Source organism: Micromonospora sp. HM134 (assembly GCF_007833915.1).
Classification (GTDB): domain Bacteria; phylum Actinomycetota; class Actinomycetes; order Mycobacteriales; family Micromonosporaceae; genus Micromonospora; species Micromonospora wenchangensis.
Genome location: NZ_CP041061.1, coordinates 181,513 through 199,405 on the forward strand (window position 1 = coordinate 181,513; position 17,893 = coordinate 199,405).

Below are 17,893 nucleotides of genomic sequence, written 5' to 3' on the forward strand. Positions count from 1 at the left end.
GCCTCCCTAGGGGTTGAGGGTGAACGGTCGGAAGGTGCGCGGCCCGTAGAGCCGGTCGAGCACCTCGTCGAGTTCGCCGAGCAGTCGCCAGGCGTCGTCGGGTCGGGCGGCCAGCGCCGGGCGGCGGCAGCCGTCGGCGAAGGCGCGCAGTTCGCGGGGGGCGCGGTCGCCCATCAGCCAGCTCATGCACGTCGCGGCCATCGCCAGGTCGGTGCCGGGGCCGGCCGGCCGCCGCGCGGTGACCTCCGGCGGGTACCAGTCCTCGTGGCCGGGGACCAGCGCCGGGACGGTGCCGCCGTCGACGGCGGAGAAGCACCAGTCGACGAGCACCACGCCGTGCGCGTCCGGCTCGATCAGCACGTGCCGGGGGAGCACCGCGCCGTGCACCACGCCGGCCCGGTGGGCCAGGCCGAGGGCGACCAGCAGCCGCCGCCACATCCAGGCCGCGTCCCGGGCGTCCAGCCCGTCGGGGTACGCCCGGCGTACCGCGTCGAGGTCGTGCAGCCCGGGTACGGCGGCCAGCACGCTGATCCGGCGTTCCGCCCCGTTGGCGGCGTCGCGGTGCCGGAAGCTGTCCACCAGCCGGGGCACGTACGGCAGGTGGCGCGGGTCGCCGCGGTCTTCGATCTGCCGCAGCGCGTACGCCTCGCGGGCGACCAGGTCGTTGTCGGCCGGGTCGCGGGGCAGCTTGAGTAGCCGGTCCGCCCCGACGTCGTAGAGGTCGGCGAGGTCGCCGGCGTGGGCGAGCGCGCCGAGCCGGTATCCGCCGAGCACGACCGTCGCGTCGGTGGCGGTGCGGCCGGCGGGTGCGGGCCGGGCGGAGGCAGGACCGGCGGGGTCGGGTGTGCCGGTCGCCTGCCAGCGGGTGGTGACCTGGACGAAGGCGTCGGTGGCGGCGGCGCGTACCCGGGCGTCGAGCGCGCCCAGCCGGTCGGGGTGCAGGGCCGCGACCAGCTCGCGGTAGCGCCGGGCCGGGGTGTCGACGCCGAACAGGTCGGCGTCGGTGCGGGCTGCCGCGACCAGCCGGATCGCCTCGTCGGTCCTCACCGGACGGTCTCCTCCCGGGCGGGGCGCAGCAGCGCCGGGTGCAGCAGCCGGGCGTCACCGGCCCGGTAGAGCCGGGCCCGGGGACCGCCCCGGGCGCCACCCCGTTCGGTGTTGCCGCCGGTGCTCTCGACGAAGCCGGGGACGGAGAGCACCTTGCGGTGGAAGTTGCCGGCGTGCAGCGGGTGCCCCCAGACCGTCTCGTAGACGCCGCGCAGCTCGGCGATGGTGAACTCCGGGCCGAGGAAGCGGGTGGCCAGCGGGGTGTACTCCAGCTTGGAGCGGGCCCGCTCCAGCCCGTCGTCGACGATCCGGGCGTGGTCGAAGGCGAGCTGCCGGCTGGGCAGGGCGGTGACCGGCAGCCACCCGGCCTCGTCGGCGTCGCTGTCGGCGACCGGGTCGGGCAGGTCGGGGGCGAAGGCGAGGTGGGCGACGGAGACGATGCGCATCCGGGGGTCCCGGTCCGGCGCGCCGTAGCTGGCGAGCTGTTCCAGGTGGACGCGGCGCAGCCGGTCGCCGCCGAGGCCGGTCTCCTCGGCGAGTTCACGGCGGGCCCCGGTGTCGAGGTCCTCGTCGGGCTGGACGAACCCGCCGGGCAGCGCCCAGTGCCCCTGGTACGGGGGTTGGCCACGCCGGATCAGCAGCAGGTGCAGCGCGCCCTCGCGGATGGTCAGCGCCACCACGTCCACGGTGATCGCGGTCGCGGGGTAGGCGCTGGGGTCGTACCCGGCGAGGAAGTCCTGCTCGTTCACGGCGTTCCTCTCAGGTTGAGAATTACTCGATCTGAGAAGAACTTAGCTCACGAAGAAGTGCTCCGCAACCGGTGGAGCCGGCCCGGTACCCGCCCGGTGCTGTGCGTCCCGTCACGCGGGCCGCCCGGCACCGGGCGGCGTCCGGCCTCAGCGGACGGTGCCCACCAGGTGCGGGCGGCCCGTCCGGGCGTCGTGCAGGGCGAAGTCCCAACCCGGGACGGCGCTGAACGCCACCGTCGAGGGCAACGGCACCGGCAGCTTGAACCCCACCTCCACCGTGTACGCCTCCGGCAGCCGGCTCTCCAGCGCGGCCAGGCAGCGGGCCTTGCTCCACATGCCGTGCGCGATCGGCCGGGGGAAACCGAACAGCCGCGCCCCCAGCCGGGAGGTGTGGATCGGGTTGTGGTCCCCGGAGACCCGGGCGTAGTCCGTACCCACCCGGGGGGTGAGCCGCCAGTGCGCGGTGGCGGCCGGCGGTGCGGGCCGCTCGCCGGGGTCCCGCCCGGTGACGCCGGCCCCGCGCTCCCGACCCAGGTACGTCGACACCCCGCGCCACACCTCCTCGCCGTCGACCGATCCGACCAGGACGACGTCGATCTGCCGCCCCCGGGCATGCGGTCGCAGGTGCTCGGCGTGCGCGACGAAGTCCCACGGCACGTCGGCCGGGACCGGTCGGCGCACCGTGATCCGGTTGCCCACGTGCACCACCCCGGCCAGCGGGAACGGGAACTCCGGCAGGGTCATCAACCGCAGCGCCAGCGGGAACCCCAGCACGTGCGGGTAGGTCGCCGGCAGCGCGTCGGCCAACCGGAAACCGCACACCCGGTCGTACTCCGCGAGGTGGGCCCGGTCCACGGTGACCCCGGCGACGGCCAGCTCGACCGGGGGTGCGGCGTCCGGCCGGCGGGACCGGCCGATGCCGGGCACCGCGTCGCGCAGCGCCCGCCGGTAGAGCGCGCCCGGTCGGGGCAGCCCCGGCAGCACCACCCGGGCCTGCGCCGGCGGCTCGCCGTCGTGGCCGCCCGACCGGCCCGTCAGGTCCTCGGTGACGGCCGCCGTCGGGCCCGGGGCGGGCGGGGGTGTCAGGTCCCGGGAGGCGTACGCCGACAGGTCGTGGGTCTCGTCGACGCCCGCGTCCGGTGCCGGGCCGGCGGCGCGGGCGGCAGCCAGCGCGGCCGGTGAGATGACCTCGGTCGGCCCCTCGATCAGGTCGTTGACCGACAGTTCGCCGTCGTCGGAGTCCCCGGGTCGGTTCCTGCGCCGTGCCATCACGCCCCCAGCAGACTCTGACCGCAGACCCGGACTACGTTACCGCTGACCGCCGCCGAGGCCGGCCAGGCCAACCAGCCGATCGTCTCGGCGACGTCCACCGGCAGGCCGCCCTGCGCGAGGCTGTTCATCCGGCGACCGGCCTCCCGGATCACCAGCGGAATGCGGGCGGTCAGCCGGGTCTCGATGAACCCGGGCGCGACCGCGTTGACGCTGATCCCGCGTTCGACCAGCGCCGGGGCGAGCGCGTCGACCAGGCCGATCACCCCGGCCTTGCTGGTCGCGTAGTTGGTCTGCCCCCGGTTACCGGCGATCCCGGCGATCGACGATACGGCGACCAGCCGCCCGCCCTCGGGAATCAACCCCCGCTCCAGCAGCACGTCGTTGATCCGTTCCTGGCTGGAGAGGTTGACGTCGAGCACCGCGTCCCACCGGTCGGCGTCCATCCGGCCCAGCGTCCGGTCCCGGGTGATGCCGGCGTTGTGCACCACCACGTCGATCCGGCCGTGCCGGTCGGCCAGGTGGTCGGCGAGCCGGGTGGGGGCGTCCGCGCCGGTCAGGTCGAGCTGTACGGCGGTGCCGCCGATCTCGTTGACGACCGCCGCGAGGGCGTCGCCGGCCGCCGGGACGTCCAGCGCGACGACCTGCGCGCCGTCGCGGGCCAGCACCCGGGCCACCGCCGCGCCGATGCCCCGGGCCGCGCCGGTGACCAGCACGACCTGCCCGGCCAGCGGCCGGTCCCAGTCCGCCGGGGCGGCGGCCGGCCCGGTGCCGACCCGGACCACCTGCCCCGAGACGTACGCCGACCGGCCGGAGAGCAGGAACCGCAGGGTCGCCTCCAGGCTGGTCGCGGTGCCGGCGTCCCCGTCCGGGGTGACGTACACCAGTTGGGCGGTGACACCGCGACCGAACTCCTTGCCGATGCTGCGGGTCAGCCCCTCCAGGGCCCGCTGGGCGGTGGCCTCCCGGGCCGAGCCGCACTCGGCCGGCGGGGTGCCCAGCACGATCACCCGGCCGCTGGGCAGCACCGAGCGGGCCTGCGGGTGGAAGAAGTCGTAGAGCTGGCGCAGGCCGGTGGAGCCGGTGACGCCGGTGGCGTCGTAGACCAGGGCACCGAACCGGGCGGGCGTCCCGTTCCCGGTCGCCGCGCTGGCGGCGGCCGATCCGCCCGGGGTGTCCGGGTCGGCGGCTGCGGCGGAGCCGTCGTGCCCGACGGCGGGTGGGGTGGCGCCGGTTCCGGTGCGCACGTCGACCCCGGCGGCGGTGAGGATGGCGGTGACCGGCCCGGTGAGCCGGCCGCCGGCGGCCGCGCCGAACAGGACCGGGCCGGGCAGCAGCGGGTCGCCGGGGGTGTGCCGGCGCAGTCGCGGTGGGTCGGGCAGCCCGAGGCGCTTGACCAGCGCGCGGCCGGCCCCCGATTGGACGAAGCTCGCGTACCTGTCGGTCATAGGCGTAGCCTACTGACCAGTAGGTTGTGGGCAAGTCCTGAAACGGAGGCGGGATCGTGCAGAGCATCCGGCGGGTCGCGGTCATCGGCGGCAACCGCATCCCCTTCGCCCGGTCCAACTCCCGGTACGCCAGCGCGTCCAACGCCGACCTGCTCGGCGCGGCGCTGGACGGGCTGGTCGCCCGGTTCGGGCTGGCCGGGCGGCGGGTCGGCGAGGTGGTGGCCGGGGCGGTGCTCAAGCACGCGAAGGACTTCAACCTGACCCGGGAGGTGGTGCTCGGCTCGAAGCTCGACCCGCACACCCCCGCGTACGACATCCAGCAGGCGTGCGGCACCGGCCTGGAGGCGGCGATCCTGGTCGCCAACAAGATCGCCCTCGGGCAGCTCGACGTGGGCATCGCCGGTGGCGTCGACACCACCTCCGACGCGCCGCTGGCGATCAACGAGGACATGCGCCGTACCCTGCTGAAGCTCAACAGCGCCCGGACCCTCGGCGAGCGGCTGAAGATCGCCGCCAAGCTCCGCCCGCACCAGCCGTTCCGGCCCGAGCTGCCGCGCAACGCCGAGCCCCGGACCGGGCTGTCGATGGGCGAGCACGCCGCACGCACGGCGCTGCGCTGGCAGATCGACAGGCGGTCCCAGGACGAACTGGCCCTGCGCTCGCACCAGCGCCTCGCCGCCGCGTACGAGCGGGGGTTCTTCGACGACCTGATGACGCCGTACCTGGGTCTGACCCGGGACCAGAACCTCCGGCCCGACACCAGCCTGGACAAGCTCGGCGCGCTCCGGCCGGTCTTCGGCACCCGGGGCCCGGACGCCGAGCAGGCCACCATGACCGCCGGCAACTCGTCCCCGCTGACCGACGGAGCGTCCACCGTGCTGCTCGCCTCCGAACAGTGGGCGCGCGAGCACCAGCTCCCCGTGCTGGCCTGGTTCTCCTGGTCGGAGACGGCGGCTGTCGACTTCGTACACGGCGACGAGGGGCTGCTGATGGCCCCCGCCTACGCGGTGCCCCGGATGCTGGACCGGGCCGGGCTGACCCTCCAGGACTTCGACTTCTACGAGATCCACGAGGCGTTCGCGTCGCAGGTGCTGGCCACCCTGGCCGCCTGGGAGTCGCCGGAGTTCGGCAAGGACCGGTTGGGACGGGACGCCCCGCTGGGCGCGATCGACCGGGACCGGCTCAACGTCACCGGCTCGTCGCTGGCCGCCGGGCACCCGTTCGCCGCCACCGGGGGCCGGATCGTGGCCACGCTGGCCAAGCTGCTCGCCGAGAAGGGCAGCGGGCGTGGGCTGATCTCGATCTGCGCGGCCGGCGGGCAGGGCGTCACCGCCATCCTGGAGCGCTGACCCCGGGCTTCACCGCCCGGCGCGGGTCTCGCCTCCCGCCGGGACGGGGCACCCATCGGGGGATGAACCACCCAAAAGCTCACTTTCACGTGCTGACCTCCGCAGGATGAGGGCGCTACTCGTCCCGTTCCAGGAGGTTTGTGGTGAAATGCAGCCGTTGGCTTCTCGCCGTGCTCTCCAGCGCGGCCCTGGCCCTCCTCCCCGGGGCCGCCCCCTCGGCCGGCACGCCGGGCAGTACGGCCCGGGCCGCCACGCTTGTCGACGACACCTCCCGGGGGCCGGACGGCAACCGCCCCGGCTCCCCGGGGACGGACGACGACCGATCCGGCCACGGCGGGCAGCCCACCGCCCGCGCCGAACACCGCCGACCCCGCACCCCGCAGCCGCCGCCGGACACACCGAGCCTGTGCCGGCCCGGCCTGCCGCCGGACGCCCCGCAGACCACCCGGTTCTACGACGACAACCGGCTGCTCGGGCCGGCCGTGCTGCCGACGGAGAGCCCGGTCGGCCCGCTGCTCGCCGGCTACCGGCGGTTCGGTGCGCAGACCGAAGCCCAGTGGATCGGCAACTACACCGTGAACGGGGCCGGCACGGCGCTGGTCTTCCCGCCCGAGAACGGCTTCTTCCTCGGCCCCGACGGCAAACCGGTGAAGCAACGGCAGACCATGCTGCCCGGCTACCGGCTCGACCGGTTCGGCTTCACCGGCGGCAGCTTCCTGGCCCCGCTCGGCACCCCGTTCAGCTCCCGCTCCCTCGCCCCGCAGAGCCTGAACACCCCGCCCACCCCGCCGGCCACCACGCCCGCCGCGCCGCTGGCGAACTACCACACCTACTGCGTGCTGACGCCCTTCGACGTCGACTCCGGCCCGATCGCCCCCTGGTTCGCCCAGCCCGGCATGGGCACCCAGTTCCAGCTCAACCCGGCGTACGTGCCGGAGGCCGGCAAGCTGCTCACCGTGCAGTGGCTCCTCGACCACCACGTCATCGTCGAGGAGTATCTCGGGGGAAGCACCCCGCCGTGCGCGGCCGACGCCGTGCCGCGTCAGGGTGGGCGGGGCGGTGGGCTGCGTACCGCCCCGGTCTGCTGATCCGCCGCCGGCCCGACCTGCCCGGCCGCCGGCTCGGTCCGGTCCGGCTGGGCCGGCTGGTGGCTGCCGGGCCGGTCGCCCGGCGGCCTGTCGACGCACCCTGGAGGTCATCGTGGATCGGCACGAGCTGCGTAACGCCCTATTCGCGACCGGGATCTCCCCGGACGCCTTCGAACTGGAGGGGGTGCACGAGCACGTTCCCCTGCCACCCGACTTCTGGTTCCTCCGCCGCTCCGCCGACGGGCGGTGGGAGGTCGGGGCGTACGAACGTGGGGTGTACGACGTCCGCCTGACCTGCGACACCGAGCAGGAGGCGTGCGCGGGGTTGTGGCGGGCGCTGACCGGTCGGCCCGAGGGCGCGGGCTGAGGCCCGGCCTCGCCGGGTGATCCACTCATCGGAGGCGGAACAGCGGTGTCCCCGCCCGCGCGATACCGCTGCTCCGCCTCCCGGGAGCCGATCATTCCGCCCCGCGGCGGCCCGACCAGGGCGGCGGCCGTCGGGTAGGAGAGAATGAGGTACGTGACGACGATCCCGAACGTGCTCGCCCACCGGTACGCCTCACCCGAACTGGTCGCCCTCTGGTCCCCGGAGGAGAAGGTGCGGATGGAGCGGCGGCTCTGGCTCGCCGTGCTCCGCGCCCAGCGGGACCTCGGCGTGGCGGTGCCCGACGGCGTGGTCGAGGCGTACGAGCGGGTGGTCGACCAGGTCGACCTGGCCTCGATCGCCGAGCGGGAGCGGGTCACCCGGCACGACGTGAAGGCCCGGATCGAGGAGTTCAGCGCGCTCGCCGGGCACGAGCACGTGCACAAGGGGATGACCTCCCGCGATCTCACCGAAAACGTCGAGCAGCTCCAGGTGCGCGCCTCGCTGGAGCTGATCCGGGACCGCGTGGTGGCGGCGCTGGCCCGGCTGGCCTGGCTCGCCCACGAGCACTCCGGCCTGGTGCTGACCGGCCGTTCGCACAACGTCGCCGCGCAGGCCACCACGCTGGGCAAGCGCTTCGCCTCGGCGGCGGAGGAGCTGCTGATCGCGTACGAGCGGCTGGAGGACCTGATCGGCCGCTACCCGCTTCGCGGCATCAAGGGCCCGGTGGGCACCGCCGCCGACCAGCTCGACCTCTTCGACGGGGACGCGGAGAAGGTGGCCGAGCTGGAGCGTCGGGTCGCCGGTCACCTCGGCTTCGCCCGGGTGCTGGACAGCGTCGGGCAGGTCTACCCGCGTTCGCTGGACTTCGACGTGCTCGCCGCGCTCGCGCAGGTGGCCGCCGCGCCGTCGTCGCTGGCCACCACGATCCGGCTGATGGTCGGTCAGGAACTGGCCACCGAGGGCTTCAAGCCGGGCCAGGTCGGTTCCAGCGCGATGCCGCACAAGATGAACACCCGCTCGTCGGAGCGGGTGAACGGCTTCGCGGTGATCATCCGGGGTTACCTGTCGATGGTCGGCGAGCTGGCCGGGGACCAGTGGAACGAGGGGGACGTCTCCTGCTCGGTGGTGCGCCGGGTGGCCCTGCCGGACGCGTTCTTCGCCGCCGACGGGCTGTTCCAGACCTTCCTCACCGTGCTCGACGAGTTCGGGGCGTACCCGGCGGTGATCAGCCGGGAGCTGGAGCGCTTCCTGCCCTTCCTGGCCACCACCAAGATCCTGGTCGCGGCGGTGCGCCGGGGCGTCGGCCGGGAGGTCGCGCACGAGGTGATCAAGGAACACGCGGTCGCCGTCGCCCTCGCGATGCGGGAGAAGGGTGCCCCCGACAACGACCTGTTCGACCGGCTGGCCGCCGACTCCCGCCTCGGCCTCACCCGCAGCGAGATCGACACCCTGGTCGCCGACCCGACCACCTTCACCGGCGCCGCCCAGGCCCAGGTGGACGCGATCACCCGCCGCATCACCACGGTCGTCACCGCCCACCCCGAAGCCGCCACCTACTCCCCACCCCCCATCCTCTAACCGCCCCCCGCCCCCCGCCCCACCCTCCTCCGTCCCCCCGCCCCGGTGATCAAGAGCTTTACGTCACCACCGGAGATCAACCAGCCCCAAACCTCTTGATCACGCCCCTCCAGGCCCGGCCGGGCGTCGGCTCTGCCCGATGATCAAGAGGTTTGCGTCAGTGGTGGAGATCGAATTGGCGTAAAGCTCTTGATCACCGGGGCGAGGCGGGGACCAGGCCAGGCGGGGAGCAGGGGTCAGGCGGGAGTCGGGGCGAGGCGGGGCCAGAGGGCCGGGGCGGGTGGGTCAGGGGTTGCGGGTGGGGGTTTCGGCGGCGGAGGAGAGGTTGGGGGCGCTCGCCGGTTCGGCGATGCCGCCGGGGGCCTCGGCGAACCCGGGGTCGTGGGCGGTCTCGGCGGCGACCAGGGGCTGGTCGTGCGGCATGACGTCGGGGACCTTGGGTACCACGATCACGGCCGTGCCGTAGGCGCAGATCTCCATCCACATCTCGCCGCAGTCCCGGCTGTCGAAGCGCATCCCCACCACTGCGTTGGCCCCGATGCGCAGGGCCTCCTCGCCGAGCCGGGCCACCGAGTCGGTGCGCCAGCGGGTGAGGTTGTCCGGGGCCATCGGGTCGTACGCTCCGCCGCGCAGGTTCTTGACCCCCTCGCGGTACGGGTTCCGGGTCCGCGCCATCGACGACACCACTTCGCCGAGGATCTGGCGGATCTCGTAGCCGGGCAGTTGATCCGTCGTCACGACCAGCACGGTTCCGATGCTGTCAGCAGCGGTACGGCGTCGAAGCGTGCCGTACGCACCTGGTCGGATGCTGCAAAACCAGGCGGCGCGGACGGCCGGCGCGCGACCGGCCATCCGCACCGCGCGGGGTGGTAACCGTCAGACACCGGCCGTCGAGGTGATCCAGGCCCGGTTGTACGCGACGCTGCCGTAGTTCTGGATGCTCGACCCGTCGGCGGTGGAGGCGACCCCGACCTGCCGGCCGTTGTAGAACTGCGGGCCGCCGGAGTCGCCGCGCCACGCGTTGCCGTTGACCCGGGTGCTGCGGATCGCCTGCCCGCCGTACGCGTCGGTGGCGTTGGTGCTGGTCACCTGCACCGAGGCGGTCTTGAGCTGGCTGGACGCCCCGCAGCCGCTGTAGCAGGTCATGCCCCAGCCGTAGATGGTGTTGGTGGAGCCGACCGGCGGGTTGCTGCTGGACAGGCTGACCGCGGTGGTGCTGACCGTGCTGGACAGCCGCAGCAGGGCGAGGTCGTTGCGGGTGTAGGAGGCGCTGACGGTGCGGGTGGTGCCGCCCGAGGCGTAGTAGACGCTGCCGACCCGGACGGACATGGTGCCGCTGACGCAGTGCCGGGCGGTGAGCACCCACTGGGCGGAGATGACGCTGCCGGAGCAGGTGAACGACCCGTTGCTGAAGACCGCGGCGGCCCAGGGGGCGGAGGAGACGATGCTGCCGCCGATGATCGGCTGCGGGCCGGCCGGGGCGGCGGTGGCCCCGGAGGCGGCGACGAGGACACCGGCGAGGGCGGTGGTGAGCACCGCGAGCGTGGAGCGGAGACGCATCGGGGGGACTCCTTCGGTTCGGGCCCGGGGTCGCCGGGCGTGGTCGGGCGTCCGGGGCGGGGGTGGCCCTTCGTGGACGCCGACCAGACATCGATGTTTAACGATTGAGGCTAGGGGGCGGTGAGCGGCTTCACAAGGCTGACATCGAGATCGCCCAATGTGACAGAAATGACCCGGGATGTGCTCGTCCCTGTTTGTCGGATACCGGTCGCAAATCTGGCGTTGAGCCGCGTATTGCCTGCTCAGGTAGGGTGTGTCGGAGCGACGCGGCGACGATCGGCAACAAATCCGTATCAGAGCGGCAACGAACGGATCTCGACCGCCCGTCCCGGCGGCCGGTAATGTCGATCACTGCCTGAACTGCGCCCGGCCGGTGCGTCCGGACCGGAATCTGCCAGGTACGCTGGCTGCGCTCGCCCGTAGTGGGCCGGCACCCAACTGCGTACACAGTCAGGAGTGCCCAGTGCCTCGCGTCGTCGTCGACGTCATGCTCAAGCCCGAGATCCTCGATCCTCAGGGCCAGGCCGTCGCAAACGCGCTGCCGCGGCTCGGCGTCAGTGACGTCGCCTCCGTCCGGATCGGCAGGCGGATCGAGATCGAGTTCACCGGCGAACCGGACCTGGACCGGGCCCGGGAGATCGCCGACAAGCTGCTCGCCAACCCCGTCATCGAGGACTTCACGGTCCGGGTCGAGGCCGACGAGACCGCGGACGCGAACTCGTGACCGCCCGCGTCGGAGTGGTGACCTTCCCCGGCTCGCTGGACGACGGGGACGCCGCCCGCGCCGTGCGGATCGCCGGCGCGGAGCCGGTCCGGCTCTGGCACGGTGACCCGGAGCTGCACGGGGTGGACGCCGTCGTCCTCCCCGGTGGCTTCTCCTACGGCGACTACCTGCGCTGCGGGGCCATCGCCCGGTTCGCCCCGGTGATGGAGACCCTGGTCGACGCCGCCCGGGGTGGCCTGCCGGTACTTGGCATCTGCAACGGCTTCCAGATCCTCTGCGAGGCCCACCTGCTGCCCGGCGCGCTCACCCGCAACCAGCACCTGCACTTCCGCAACCGCGACCAGGTCCTGCGCATCGAGTCGGTCGGCACCGCCTGGACGAACACCTTCCAGCCCGGCCAGGAGATCCTCATCCCGGTCAAGAACGGCGAGGGCTGCTACGTGGCGGACACCGCCACCCTCGACGCGCTGGAGGCCGAGGGGCGGATCGTCGCCCGCTACGTCGGCGGCAACCCGAACGGCTCGCAGCGGGACATCGCCGCGATCACCAACGCCGCCGGCAACGTGGTCGGCATCATGCCCCACCCCGAGCACGCGGTCGAGGCGCTCACCGGCCCCTCCCTGGACGGTCTCGGCTTCTTCACCTCGGTGCTCAAGCACCTGGTGGGGACGCCGGCGTGACGGTGCGCGGCGGCAACATCGGTCGGCTCCACCGCCCCACCGGCGGGTACGAGCGCAGCGAGGAGAGGTCATGACCACCCACCAGGACCCGGCCGTTCGGGCAGCCGCGGGCGTCGCCCCGGCGGAACCGCACGCGGCCGTCGCGCCGCCGGCGGTCGCCGCCCGGCCCGACGGTCCGACGCCGGTCACCGACTGGGCCGACGGCGTGGACACCGTGCAACGGGCCGCCGGCACCGGCGACGAACTCCAGCCGTACGCCGAGCTGGGCCTGCGCGACGACGAGTACGACCGGATCCGGCACATCCTCGGCCGCCGCCCTACCCAGGCCGAGCTGGCCATGTACTCGATCATGTGGAGCGAGCACTGCTCCTACAAGTCGAGCAAGGTGCACCTGCGCCAGTTCGGTGAGAAGGCCCCGCCGAGCGACCGGCTGCTCGCCGGCATCGGGGAGAACGCGGGCGTCGTCCGGGTCTCCGACACGCTGGCCGTCACCTTCAAGGTCGAGTCGCACAACCACCCGAGCTTCGTCGAGCCCTACCAGGGCGCGGCGACCGGTGTCGGTGGCATCGTCCGGGACATCCTGGCGATGGGTGCCCGCCCGGTCGCGGTGATGGACCCGCTGCGGTTCGGTGCGGCCGACCACCCGGACACCGCCCGGGTGCTGCCCGGCGTGGTGGCCGGCGTCGGCGGCTACGGCAACTGCCTCGGCCTGCCCAACATCGGCGGCGAGCTGGTCTTCGACCCCTGCTACCAGGGCAACCCGCTGCTCAACGCGCTCTGCCTCGGCGTGCTGCCGGTCGACCGGTTGCAGAAGAAGGACGCCGCCGGCCCCGGCAACATCGTGGTGCTGCTCGGCGCGAAGACCGGCCGGGACGGCATCGGCGGCGTGTCGGTGCTGGCCAGCGCCACCTTCGACGAGGGCAGTGAGCAGCGCCGCCCGTCGGTGCAGGTCGGTGACCCGTTCATCGAGAAGCTGCTGATCGAGGCGTGCCTGGAGCTGTACGACGCCGAGCTGGTTGTCGGCATCCAGGATCTCGGCGGCGCGGGTCTGACCTGCGCGCTCACCGAGACCGCCGCGTCCGCCGGCACCGGGATGCGGGTCTGGCTGGAGCGGGTCCCGCTGCGCGAGCCGTCGATGGAGCCGCACGAGATCCTCGCCAGCGAGTCCCAGGAGCGGATGCTGCTGGTGGTAACCCCGGACAAGCTGGAGGCGGTGCTCAAGACCGCCGACAAGTGGGGCGTGCTCGCGACCGCGATCGGTGAGGTCACCCCGCCCGCGCCCGACGGCCGGCCGGGCCGGCTGCTGGTCACCTGGAACGACCACGTGGTCGTCGACGTGCCGCCGGGCTCGCTGGTCGACGACGGCCCGGTCTACGCCCGCCCGATGCGGGAGCCGGCCGACCTGATCCTGCTCCAGGCCGACCGGGCCGAGACGCTGCCCCGGCCGAGCAACCCGGAGGCGCTGCGGGAGACCCTGCTGCGCATGATCGCCTCGCCGAACCTGGCCGACAAGACCTGGGTCACCGAGCAGTACGACAGGTACGTGCTGGGCAACACCGTGCTGGCCCAGCCGGAGGACTCCGGCGTGATCCGGATCGACGAGCGGACCGGCCTCGGGGTCGCCCTCTCCGTCGACGGCAACGGCCGGTACGCCCGCCTCGACCCGTACCAGGGGACGAAGCTGGCGCTCGCCGAGGCGTACCGGAACGTGGCGGTGACCGGCGCGAAGCCGATCGCCGTGACCAACTGCCTCAACTTCGGCTCGCCGGAGGACCCGGGCGTGATGTGGCAGTTCGCCGAGGCCGTCCGTGGCCTGGCGGACGGCTGCCTGGAGCTGGGCATCCCGGTGACCGGCGGCAACGTCAGCTTCTACAACCAGACCGGTGCCGCCGCCATCCACCCGACCCCGGTGGTCGGCGTGCTGGGCGTGCTGGACAACGTGGCCGACCGGGTGCCGATGGGCTTCGTGCCCCGGGCCAACGGTGACCACGACCAGGTCTACCTGCTCGGCGACACGCACGTGGAGCTGTCCGGTTCGGAGTGGGCCTGGGTGACGCACGAGCACCTCGGCGGCATGCCGCCGCAGGTCGACCTGGGCCGGGAGCGGCAGCTCGCCGAGCTGATGGCCGAGGCGGCCCGGGTGGGTCACCTCAGCTCCGCGCACGACCTGTCCGACGGCGGCCTGGCCCAGAGCCTGGTCGAGTCGAGCCTGCGCCGGGGCGTCGGGGTCCGGATCGGCGTGCCGGAGCGGTTCGCCGACGGTTCGCTGCCGTTCGTCTTCCTGTTCAGCGAGTCGGCCGGCCGGGCGTTGGTGACCGTGCCCCGGGGACACGAGAAGGCGTTCACCGCCCTCTGCGACGAGCGGGGCGTGCCGTGGGAGCAGATCGGCGTGACCGACCCGGCGAGCGGTGCCCTGGACGTGCACGGCCAGTTCCGGATCGGTCTGGACGAGCTGCGGGCCGCGCACACCGCGACCCTGCCCCGGCTCTTCGGCGGCCCGGAGGCGGCCCAGGTGCAGGTCGAGGCGGTCCGGACGGGCACCACCACGATCGCGCCGGCCACCGCCACGCAGCCGGTGGACGTGCCGGAACAGCAGCAGCCGGCGGACGCGGACGACCCGGCCGCCGAGGTGGTGGCCGCTCCGACGGGCGCCGCCCCGGGGCCGGGCGACCCGGAGACCGGCGCTGCCGCGCCGGAACCGGGCACCGCGTCGACGTCGGACGCCTCCGCCGGTGCGGACGCCGCGTCGGAGGCCGGTGGGCACGATGCCGACGGACCGGCGGCCGGGCCCGCCCCGCAGGCCGGCGCGGACGACGCGACGGCCTCCGACACCGGCGACGGTGACGGGCAGCGCCCGACGCCCGATCAGCGCTGAGGCGGTGGCCTCGGCCGTCCACGTCCAACCCGGATCGGGTGCCCGCTTCGACTGGGGGCTGACCGGGGCGGCGGAACTCGGCCGGGTCTGTGCCGTACTGGTGGTGGTGGACGTCCTGTCGTTCACCACCGCCGTCGAGGTCGCGGTCGCCCGGGGGGTGCGGGTCCACCCGTTCCCCTGGGGCGAGCAGGCGGCCGACTACGCGCAACGGGTCGGCGCGGTGGCGGCGGTGGGCCGTCGACAGACGACCACCGCGCACCCATGGTCGCTGTCCCCGGCGGCCCTGGGCAGCGCGCCCGTCGTCGCCGACCTGGTGCTGCCGTCGCCGAACGGCTCCGCGATCAGCGCCGCCGCCAGCGCCACCGGCCGGCCGGTGGTCGCGGCCTGCCTGCGCAACGCCCGCGCCGTCGGGCGGTGGCTGCACCACCAGGGGTACGGCACGACGGACGCCCCGGTCGGGGTGATCGCCGCCGGTGAACGCTGGCCGGACGGCACACTGCGCCCCTCGGTGGAGGACCTGCTGGGCGCGGCCAGCGTGCTGGACGCCGTCTCCGGGGTGCCCGGTGGGCTGTCCGTGGAGGCGGCGATGACGCTCGCCGCCCTGGCCAGCACCCCGGACGTGCCGGCGGCGGTACGTGGCTGTGTCTCCGGCCGTGAGCTGATCGAGAGCGGCTTCGCCGGGGACGTCGAGGCGGCCGTCCAGCGGGACGTCTCGACCGTGGTTCCGGTGCTCCGTCAGGGTGTCTTCTCGGCCGGCTGACCCCGGCCCGGAAACGACAGTGGGCCGCCCCGACACGTATCGGGGCGGCCCACTGTCGTCGCTGTCGCGGGTGGGTCAGTCGTCCAGCCAGTCGAGGCGGCGTCCGCCACGCTCCGGGGGCGGGCCGTCCGGCCGGGCCCGACCGGACGGGGGCTGGTCGCGACCGGGCTGACCCTGCTCGCCGTAGTAGCCACCCTGCTGCTGGTCGTAGCCCTGCTGGTCGTACCCGCCGCCGCGCTGCTGCGGGGGTTCCTGGCCGTAGCCGCCCTGCTGCTCGGCAGCGTAGCCACCGGCCTGGCCGTAGCCGCCGCCCTGCGGGGAGCCGTAGCCGGGCTGCTGGTCGTAGCCGCCGCGCTGGTCGTAGCCGGCCGGCTGGTCGTATCCGCCCTGGTGGGCGCCACCCCGCTGGTCGTACCCGCCGCCGCGTTGGTCGTAGCCGCCCTGGTGGGCACCCGTCGGCTGGTCGTACCCGGCCTGCTGGTCGTAGCCGCCGTGCTGGCCGCCCTGGTGGGCACCGGTCGGCTGGTCGTAGCCGCCGCGCTGGCCGCCGCCGTAGCCCTGGGCCGGCCCGGCGTCGTATCCGGCCTGCTGGCCGTAGCCGCCGCCGGAGTAACCGCCGGTCGGCTCGGCACCCCGGCCGTAGCCGCCCTGCTCGGACTGGCCGTAGCCGCCCGCGCCCGGCTGGCCGTACGCGTCCGGCTCCGGCTGGTAGGTGCTCGTCGGGTACGGGTCGGCTGCCGGCGCGTACGCGGTGCTGTCGCCGGTGTACCGGCCGGTGGGCTCGTCGTAGCGCTGGTCGCCGCCGTAGCCGCCGGCCTGCTCCTGCGCCGGGTAGCCGGCACCGGCCGTCGCGCCGTAGTCCCGGCCGCCGTATCCGCCACCGGAGGCGGGCGCGTTGCCGTACCCGCCGCCCGACGCGGGCGCGTTGCCGTAGCCACCCCCGGAGGCGGGCGCGTTGTCGTAGCCGCCGCCCGAGGCGGGTGCGGCACCGTAGCCACCCCCGGAGGACGGCGCGTTGCCGTAGGCCGGTGGGTTCGCCGCGCCGTACGCGCCTGCGGCGGCACCCGCCGCGCCGGCCGCGCCGTAGCCACCGCCGGAGGCGGGTGCGGCACCGTAGCCGCCCGGCTGCCCGCCGTATCCGCCCTGGCCGGCGGGCTCGTCGCCGTAGCCGCCGGCGCCGGCCCAGTTGTCCTGCGGTGCGCCGTAGGGCTGCGGTGGCGCGCCGTACGGGTCCGGCGGGACGTCGTCGACGACCGGACGCTGCAACATCGTCGGCGCGTCGCTCAGTGCGGAACTGCCGACCATCGTCGGGTCGGGGCCGGCACCGACCCGGTTGACCACCCGGGTCTGGTCGTCGGTGCCGCGTGGGCTCCGGGGACCGGGGACACCACCGGCCGCAGCGGCGCCGGCCGGTCCGTTCCCGTCGTCGTCGGCGTTCTTGCGGCGGATCCAGAGCAGCACGATGGTGCCGACGCCGGCCGCCACCAGCAGACCGCCGAGCAGAATGATCAGGAAGGAGCCGAACCCGCTGTCGTCGTCCTGCGACGCGGCCTGCTGCTGCCCGCCGGTCGGTTCGGTGCTCTCCTCGGTGGTCTCCTCGGTCGTCTCCTCCGAGGGGGTCGGCTCGACGGAGGTCGACGGGGTGGCGCTCGGGCTCACCTCGACCTTCAACGCCAGGCTGATCCGCTGGTTGCTCAGGCTCTGCCCGGCCCCCGCGCTGATCGGCTTGGTGGCGACGACGCCGTCCTTGCTGGCCCCGAGCACCATCGAGCCGGGCGCGATCGGGTTGGAACTCGACCCGGTGATCCGGAAGTTGCCGCTGCCGTCGCTCGTGGTGTTGAACTGCTTGCCGGTCGAGTCCTCCAGCCCCACCACCGCGTTGGGCACCGCGTCGCCGGTGGCCGCCACGACCACCTTGCCGGAGATCGACTTCACCGTCGGCTTGTCCTGCGGCGCGGTGGTCTGCGGCGCGGCCTTAGCCACCAGGGTCACGGTGGTGCTGCCCGAATCTTCGCCGTTGGCATCGACGGCTCGGACAGTGATTTGGGCGGAGCCGTTGGACGCGTCGTCGGCGAGGGCGAAGCTGGCGCTGAAGTTGCCGCTCTGGTTGACCTTGCTGCGGTTGCAGCCGTTCACGCAGCGCAGCTTGCCATTGCTGGAGGTCACCGAGATGTCAACCGAAGCATCATCACTGACGGTGACTGAGAAGTTGACCTGGGTGGTCTTTCCGGCCTCGACGGAACTTGGGGACGCCGACACGTTGTTGACGCTCGGAGCGGCGAAAGCGGGTGTGGCGGGGACGGTGAGCAGGGCGCCGGCCACCAGGGCTACGACCACACCGGCCCGCTGCGTCCAGGCACGTCGGTGTGTTGACACGTCCACCGCCTTCCGGTCTGACT

Annotated in this window: 15 protein-coding genes; 8 read left to right on the plus strand and 7 right to left on the minus strand. The window is 74.0% G+C overall.

The window, feature by feature from the left end:
* Positions 1-6: 6 nt before the first annotated feature.
* From FJK98_RS00910 to FJK98_RS00925, 4 genes are all read right to left on the minus strand, one after another.
* Complete coding sequence (locus tag FJK98_RS00910) at positions 7-1,047, minus strand: serine/threonine protein kinase (protein WP_145917310.1); 1,041 nt, start codon at positions 1,045-1,047, stop codon at positions 7-9.
* Positions 1,044-1,796 (minus strand): NUDIX domain-containing protein, encoded by a 753-nt coding sequence (locus tag FJK98_RS00915; RefSeq protein ID WP_145917311.1) that lies wholly within the window; start codon positions 1,794-1,796, stop codon positions 1,044-1,046. The genes FJK98_RS00910 and FJK98_RS00915 overlap by 4 nt, the downstream gene beginning before the upstream one ends.
* A gap of 147 nt (positions 1,797-1,943) precedes the next feature.
* Entirely contained in the window at positions 1,944-2,834 is an 891-nt protein-coding gene (locus FJK98_RS00920; protein WP_370517062.1) for a MaoC/PaaZ C-terminal domain-containing protein, read from the minus strand.
* 230 nt (positions 2,835-3,064) lie between these two features.
* Positions 3,065-4,513 (minus strand): 3-oxoacyl-ACP reductase, encoded by a 1,449-nt coding sequence (locus FJK98_RS00925; protein WP_145917313.1) that lies wholly within the window; start codon positions 4,511-4,513, stop codon positions 3,065-3,067.
* 56 nt (positions 4,514-4,569) lie between these two features.
* Here FJK98_RS00925 and FJK98_RS00930 point away from each other — a divergent pair, with 56 nt between their 5' ends.
* The 4 genes from FJK98_RS00930 to purB all read left to right on the plus strand — a co-directional run bounded on the left by FJK98_RS00930 (position 4,570) and on the right by purB (position 8,895).
* A complete protein-coding gene (locus tag FJK98_RS00930; protein WP_145917314.1) occupies positions 4,570-5,862 on the plus strand; it encodes an acetyl-CoA C-acetyltransferase in 1,293 nt (430 codons plus the stop codon).
* 143 nt (positions 5,863-6,005) lie between these two features.
* On the plus strand, positions 6,006-6,950 hold the full coding sequence (locus FJK98_RS00935) for a TNT domain-containing protein (RefSeq protein WP_145917315.1): 945 nt from the start codon (positions 6,006-6,008) through the stop codon (positions 6,948-6,950).
* A 112-nt stretch (positions 6,951-7,062) separates the two neighbouring features.
* The gene (locus FJK98_RS00940; protein ID WP_145917316.1) at positions 7,063-7,317 is read left to right on the plus strand and encodes a hypothetical protein; all 255 of its coding nucleotides are present in this window, start codon (positions 7,063-7,065) and stop codon (positions 7,315-7,317) included.
* A 153-nt stretch (positions 7,318-7,470) separates the two neighbouring features.
* Entirely contained in the window at positions 7,471-8,895 is a 1,425-nt protein-coding gene (purB, locus tag FJK98_RS00945; RefSeq protein ID WP_145917317.1) for an adenylosuccinate lyase, read from the plus strand.
* Positions 8,896-9,180: 285 nt separating this feature from the next.
* Here purB and FJK98_RS00950 read toward each other — a convergent pair whose 3' ends face one another.
* Both FJK98_RS00950 and FJK98_RS00955 read right to left on the minus strand, forming a co-directional pair.
* The gene (locus tag FJK98_RS00950; protein ID WP_145917318.1) at positions 9,181-9,747 is read right to left on the minus strand and encodes a YbjQ family protein; all 567 of its coding nucleotides are present in this window, start codon (positions 9,745-9,747) and stop codon (positions 9,181-9,183) included.
* A gap of 24 nt (positions 9,748-9,771) precedes the next feature.
* A complete protein-coding gene (locus FJK98_RS00955; RefSeq protein WP_145917319.1) occupies positions 9,772-10,455 on the minus strand; it encodes a DUF1986 domain-containing protein in 684 nt (227 codons plus the stop codon).
* Positions 10,456-10,918: 463 nt separating this feature from the next.
* On the opposite strand from FJK98_RS00955, the gene purS reads away from it, so the two are divergent.
* The 4 genes from purS (at position 10,919) to FJK98_RS00975 (ending at position 15,494) form a co-directional block, all read left to right on the plus strand.
* On the plus strand, positions 10,919-11,179 hold the full coding sequence (gene purS / locus FJK98_RS00960) for a phosphoribosylformylglycinamidine synthase subunit PurS (RefSeq protein ID WP_145917320.1): 261 nt from the start codon (positions 10,919-10,921) through the stop codon (positions 11,177-11,179).
* Positions 11,176-11,859 carry a phosphoribosylformylglycinamidine synthase subunit PurQ gene (purQ, locus tag FJK98_RS00965; protein WP_088641952.1) on the plus strand — a complete coding sequence of 228 codons (684 nt, stop codon included), beginning with the start codon at positions 11,176-11,178 and terminating at the stop codon, positions 11,857-11,859. The genes purS and purQ overlap by 4 nt, the downstream gene beginning before the upstream one ends.
* Positions 11,860-11,929: 70 nt before the next feature.
* Positions 11,930-14,734 carry a phosphoribosylformylglycinamidine synthase subunit PurL gene (gene purL / locus FJK98_RS00970; protein WP_145917321.1) on the plus strand — a complete coding sequence of 935 codons (2,805 nt, stop codon included), beginning with the start codon at positions 11,930-11,932 and terminating at the stop codon, positions 14,732-14,734.
* 4 nt (positions 14,735-14,738) lie between these two features.
* Positions 14,739-15,494, plus strand: coding sequence for a 2-phosphosulfolactate phosphatase (locus FJK98_RS00975; RefSeq protein WP_145922501.1), 756 nt, complete (start codon positions 14,739-14,741; stop codon positions 15,492-15,494).
* A 75-nt stretch (positions 15,495-15,569) separates the two neighbouring features.
* Here the strand turns inward: FJK98_RS00975 and FJK98_RS00980 are convergent, their stop codons facing one another.
* A complete protein-coding gene (locus FJK98_RS00980; protein ID WP_145917322.1) occupies positions 15,570-17,870 on the minus strand; it encodes a carboxypeptidase-like regulatory domain-containing protein in 2,301 nt (766 codons plus the stop codon).
* Positions 17,871-17,893: the final 23 nt, after the last annotated feature.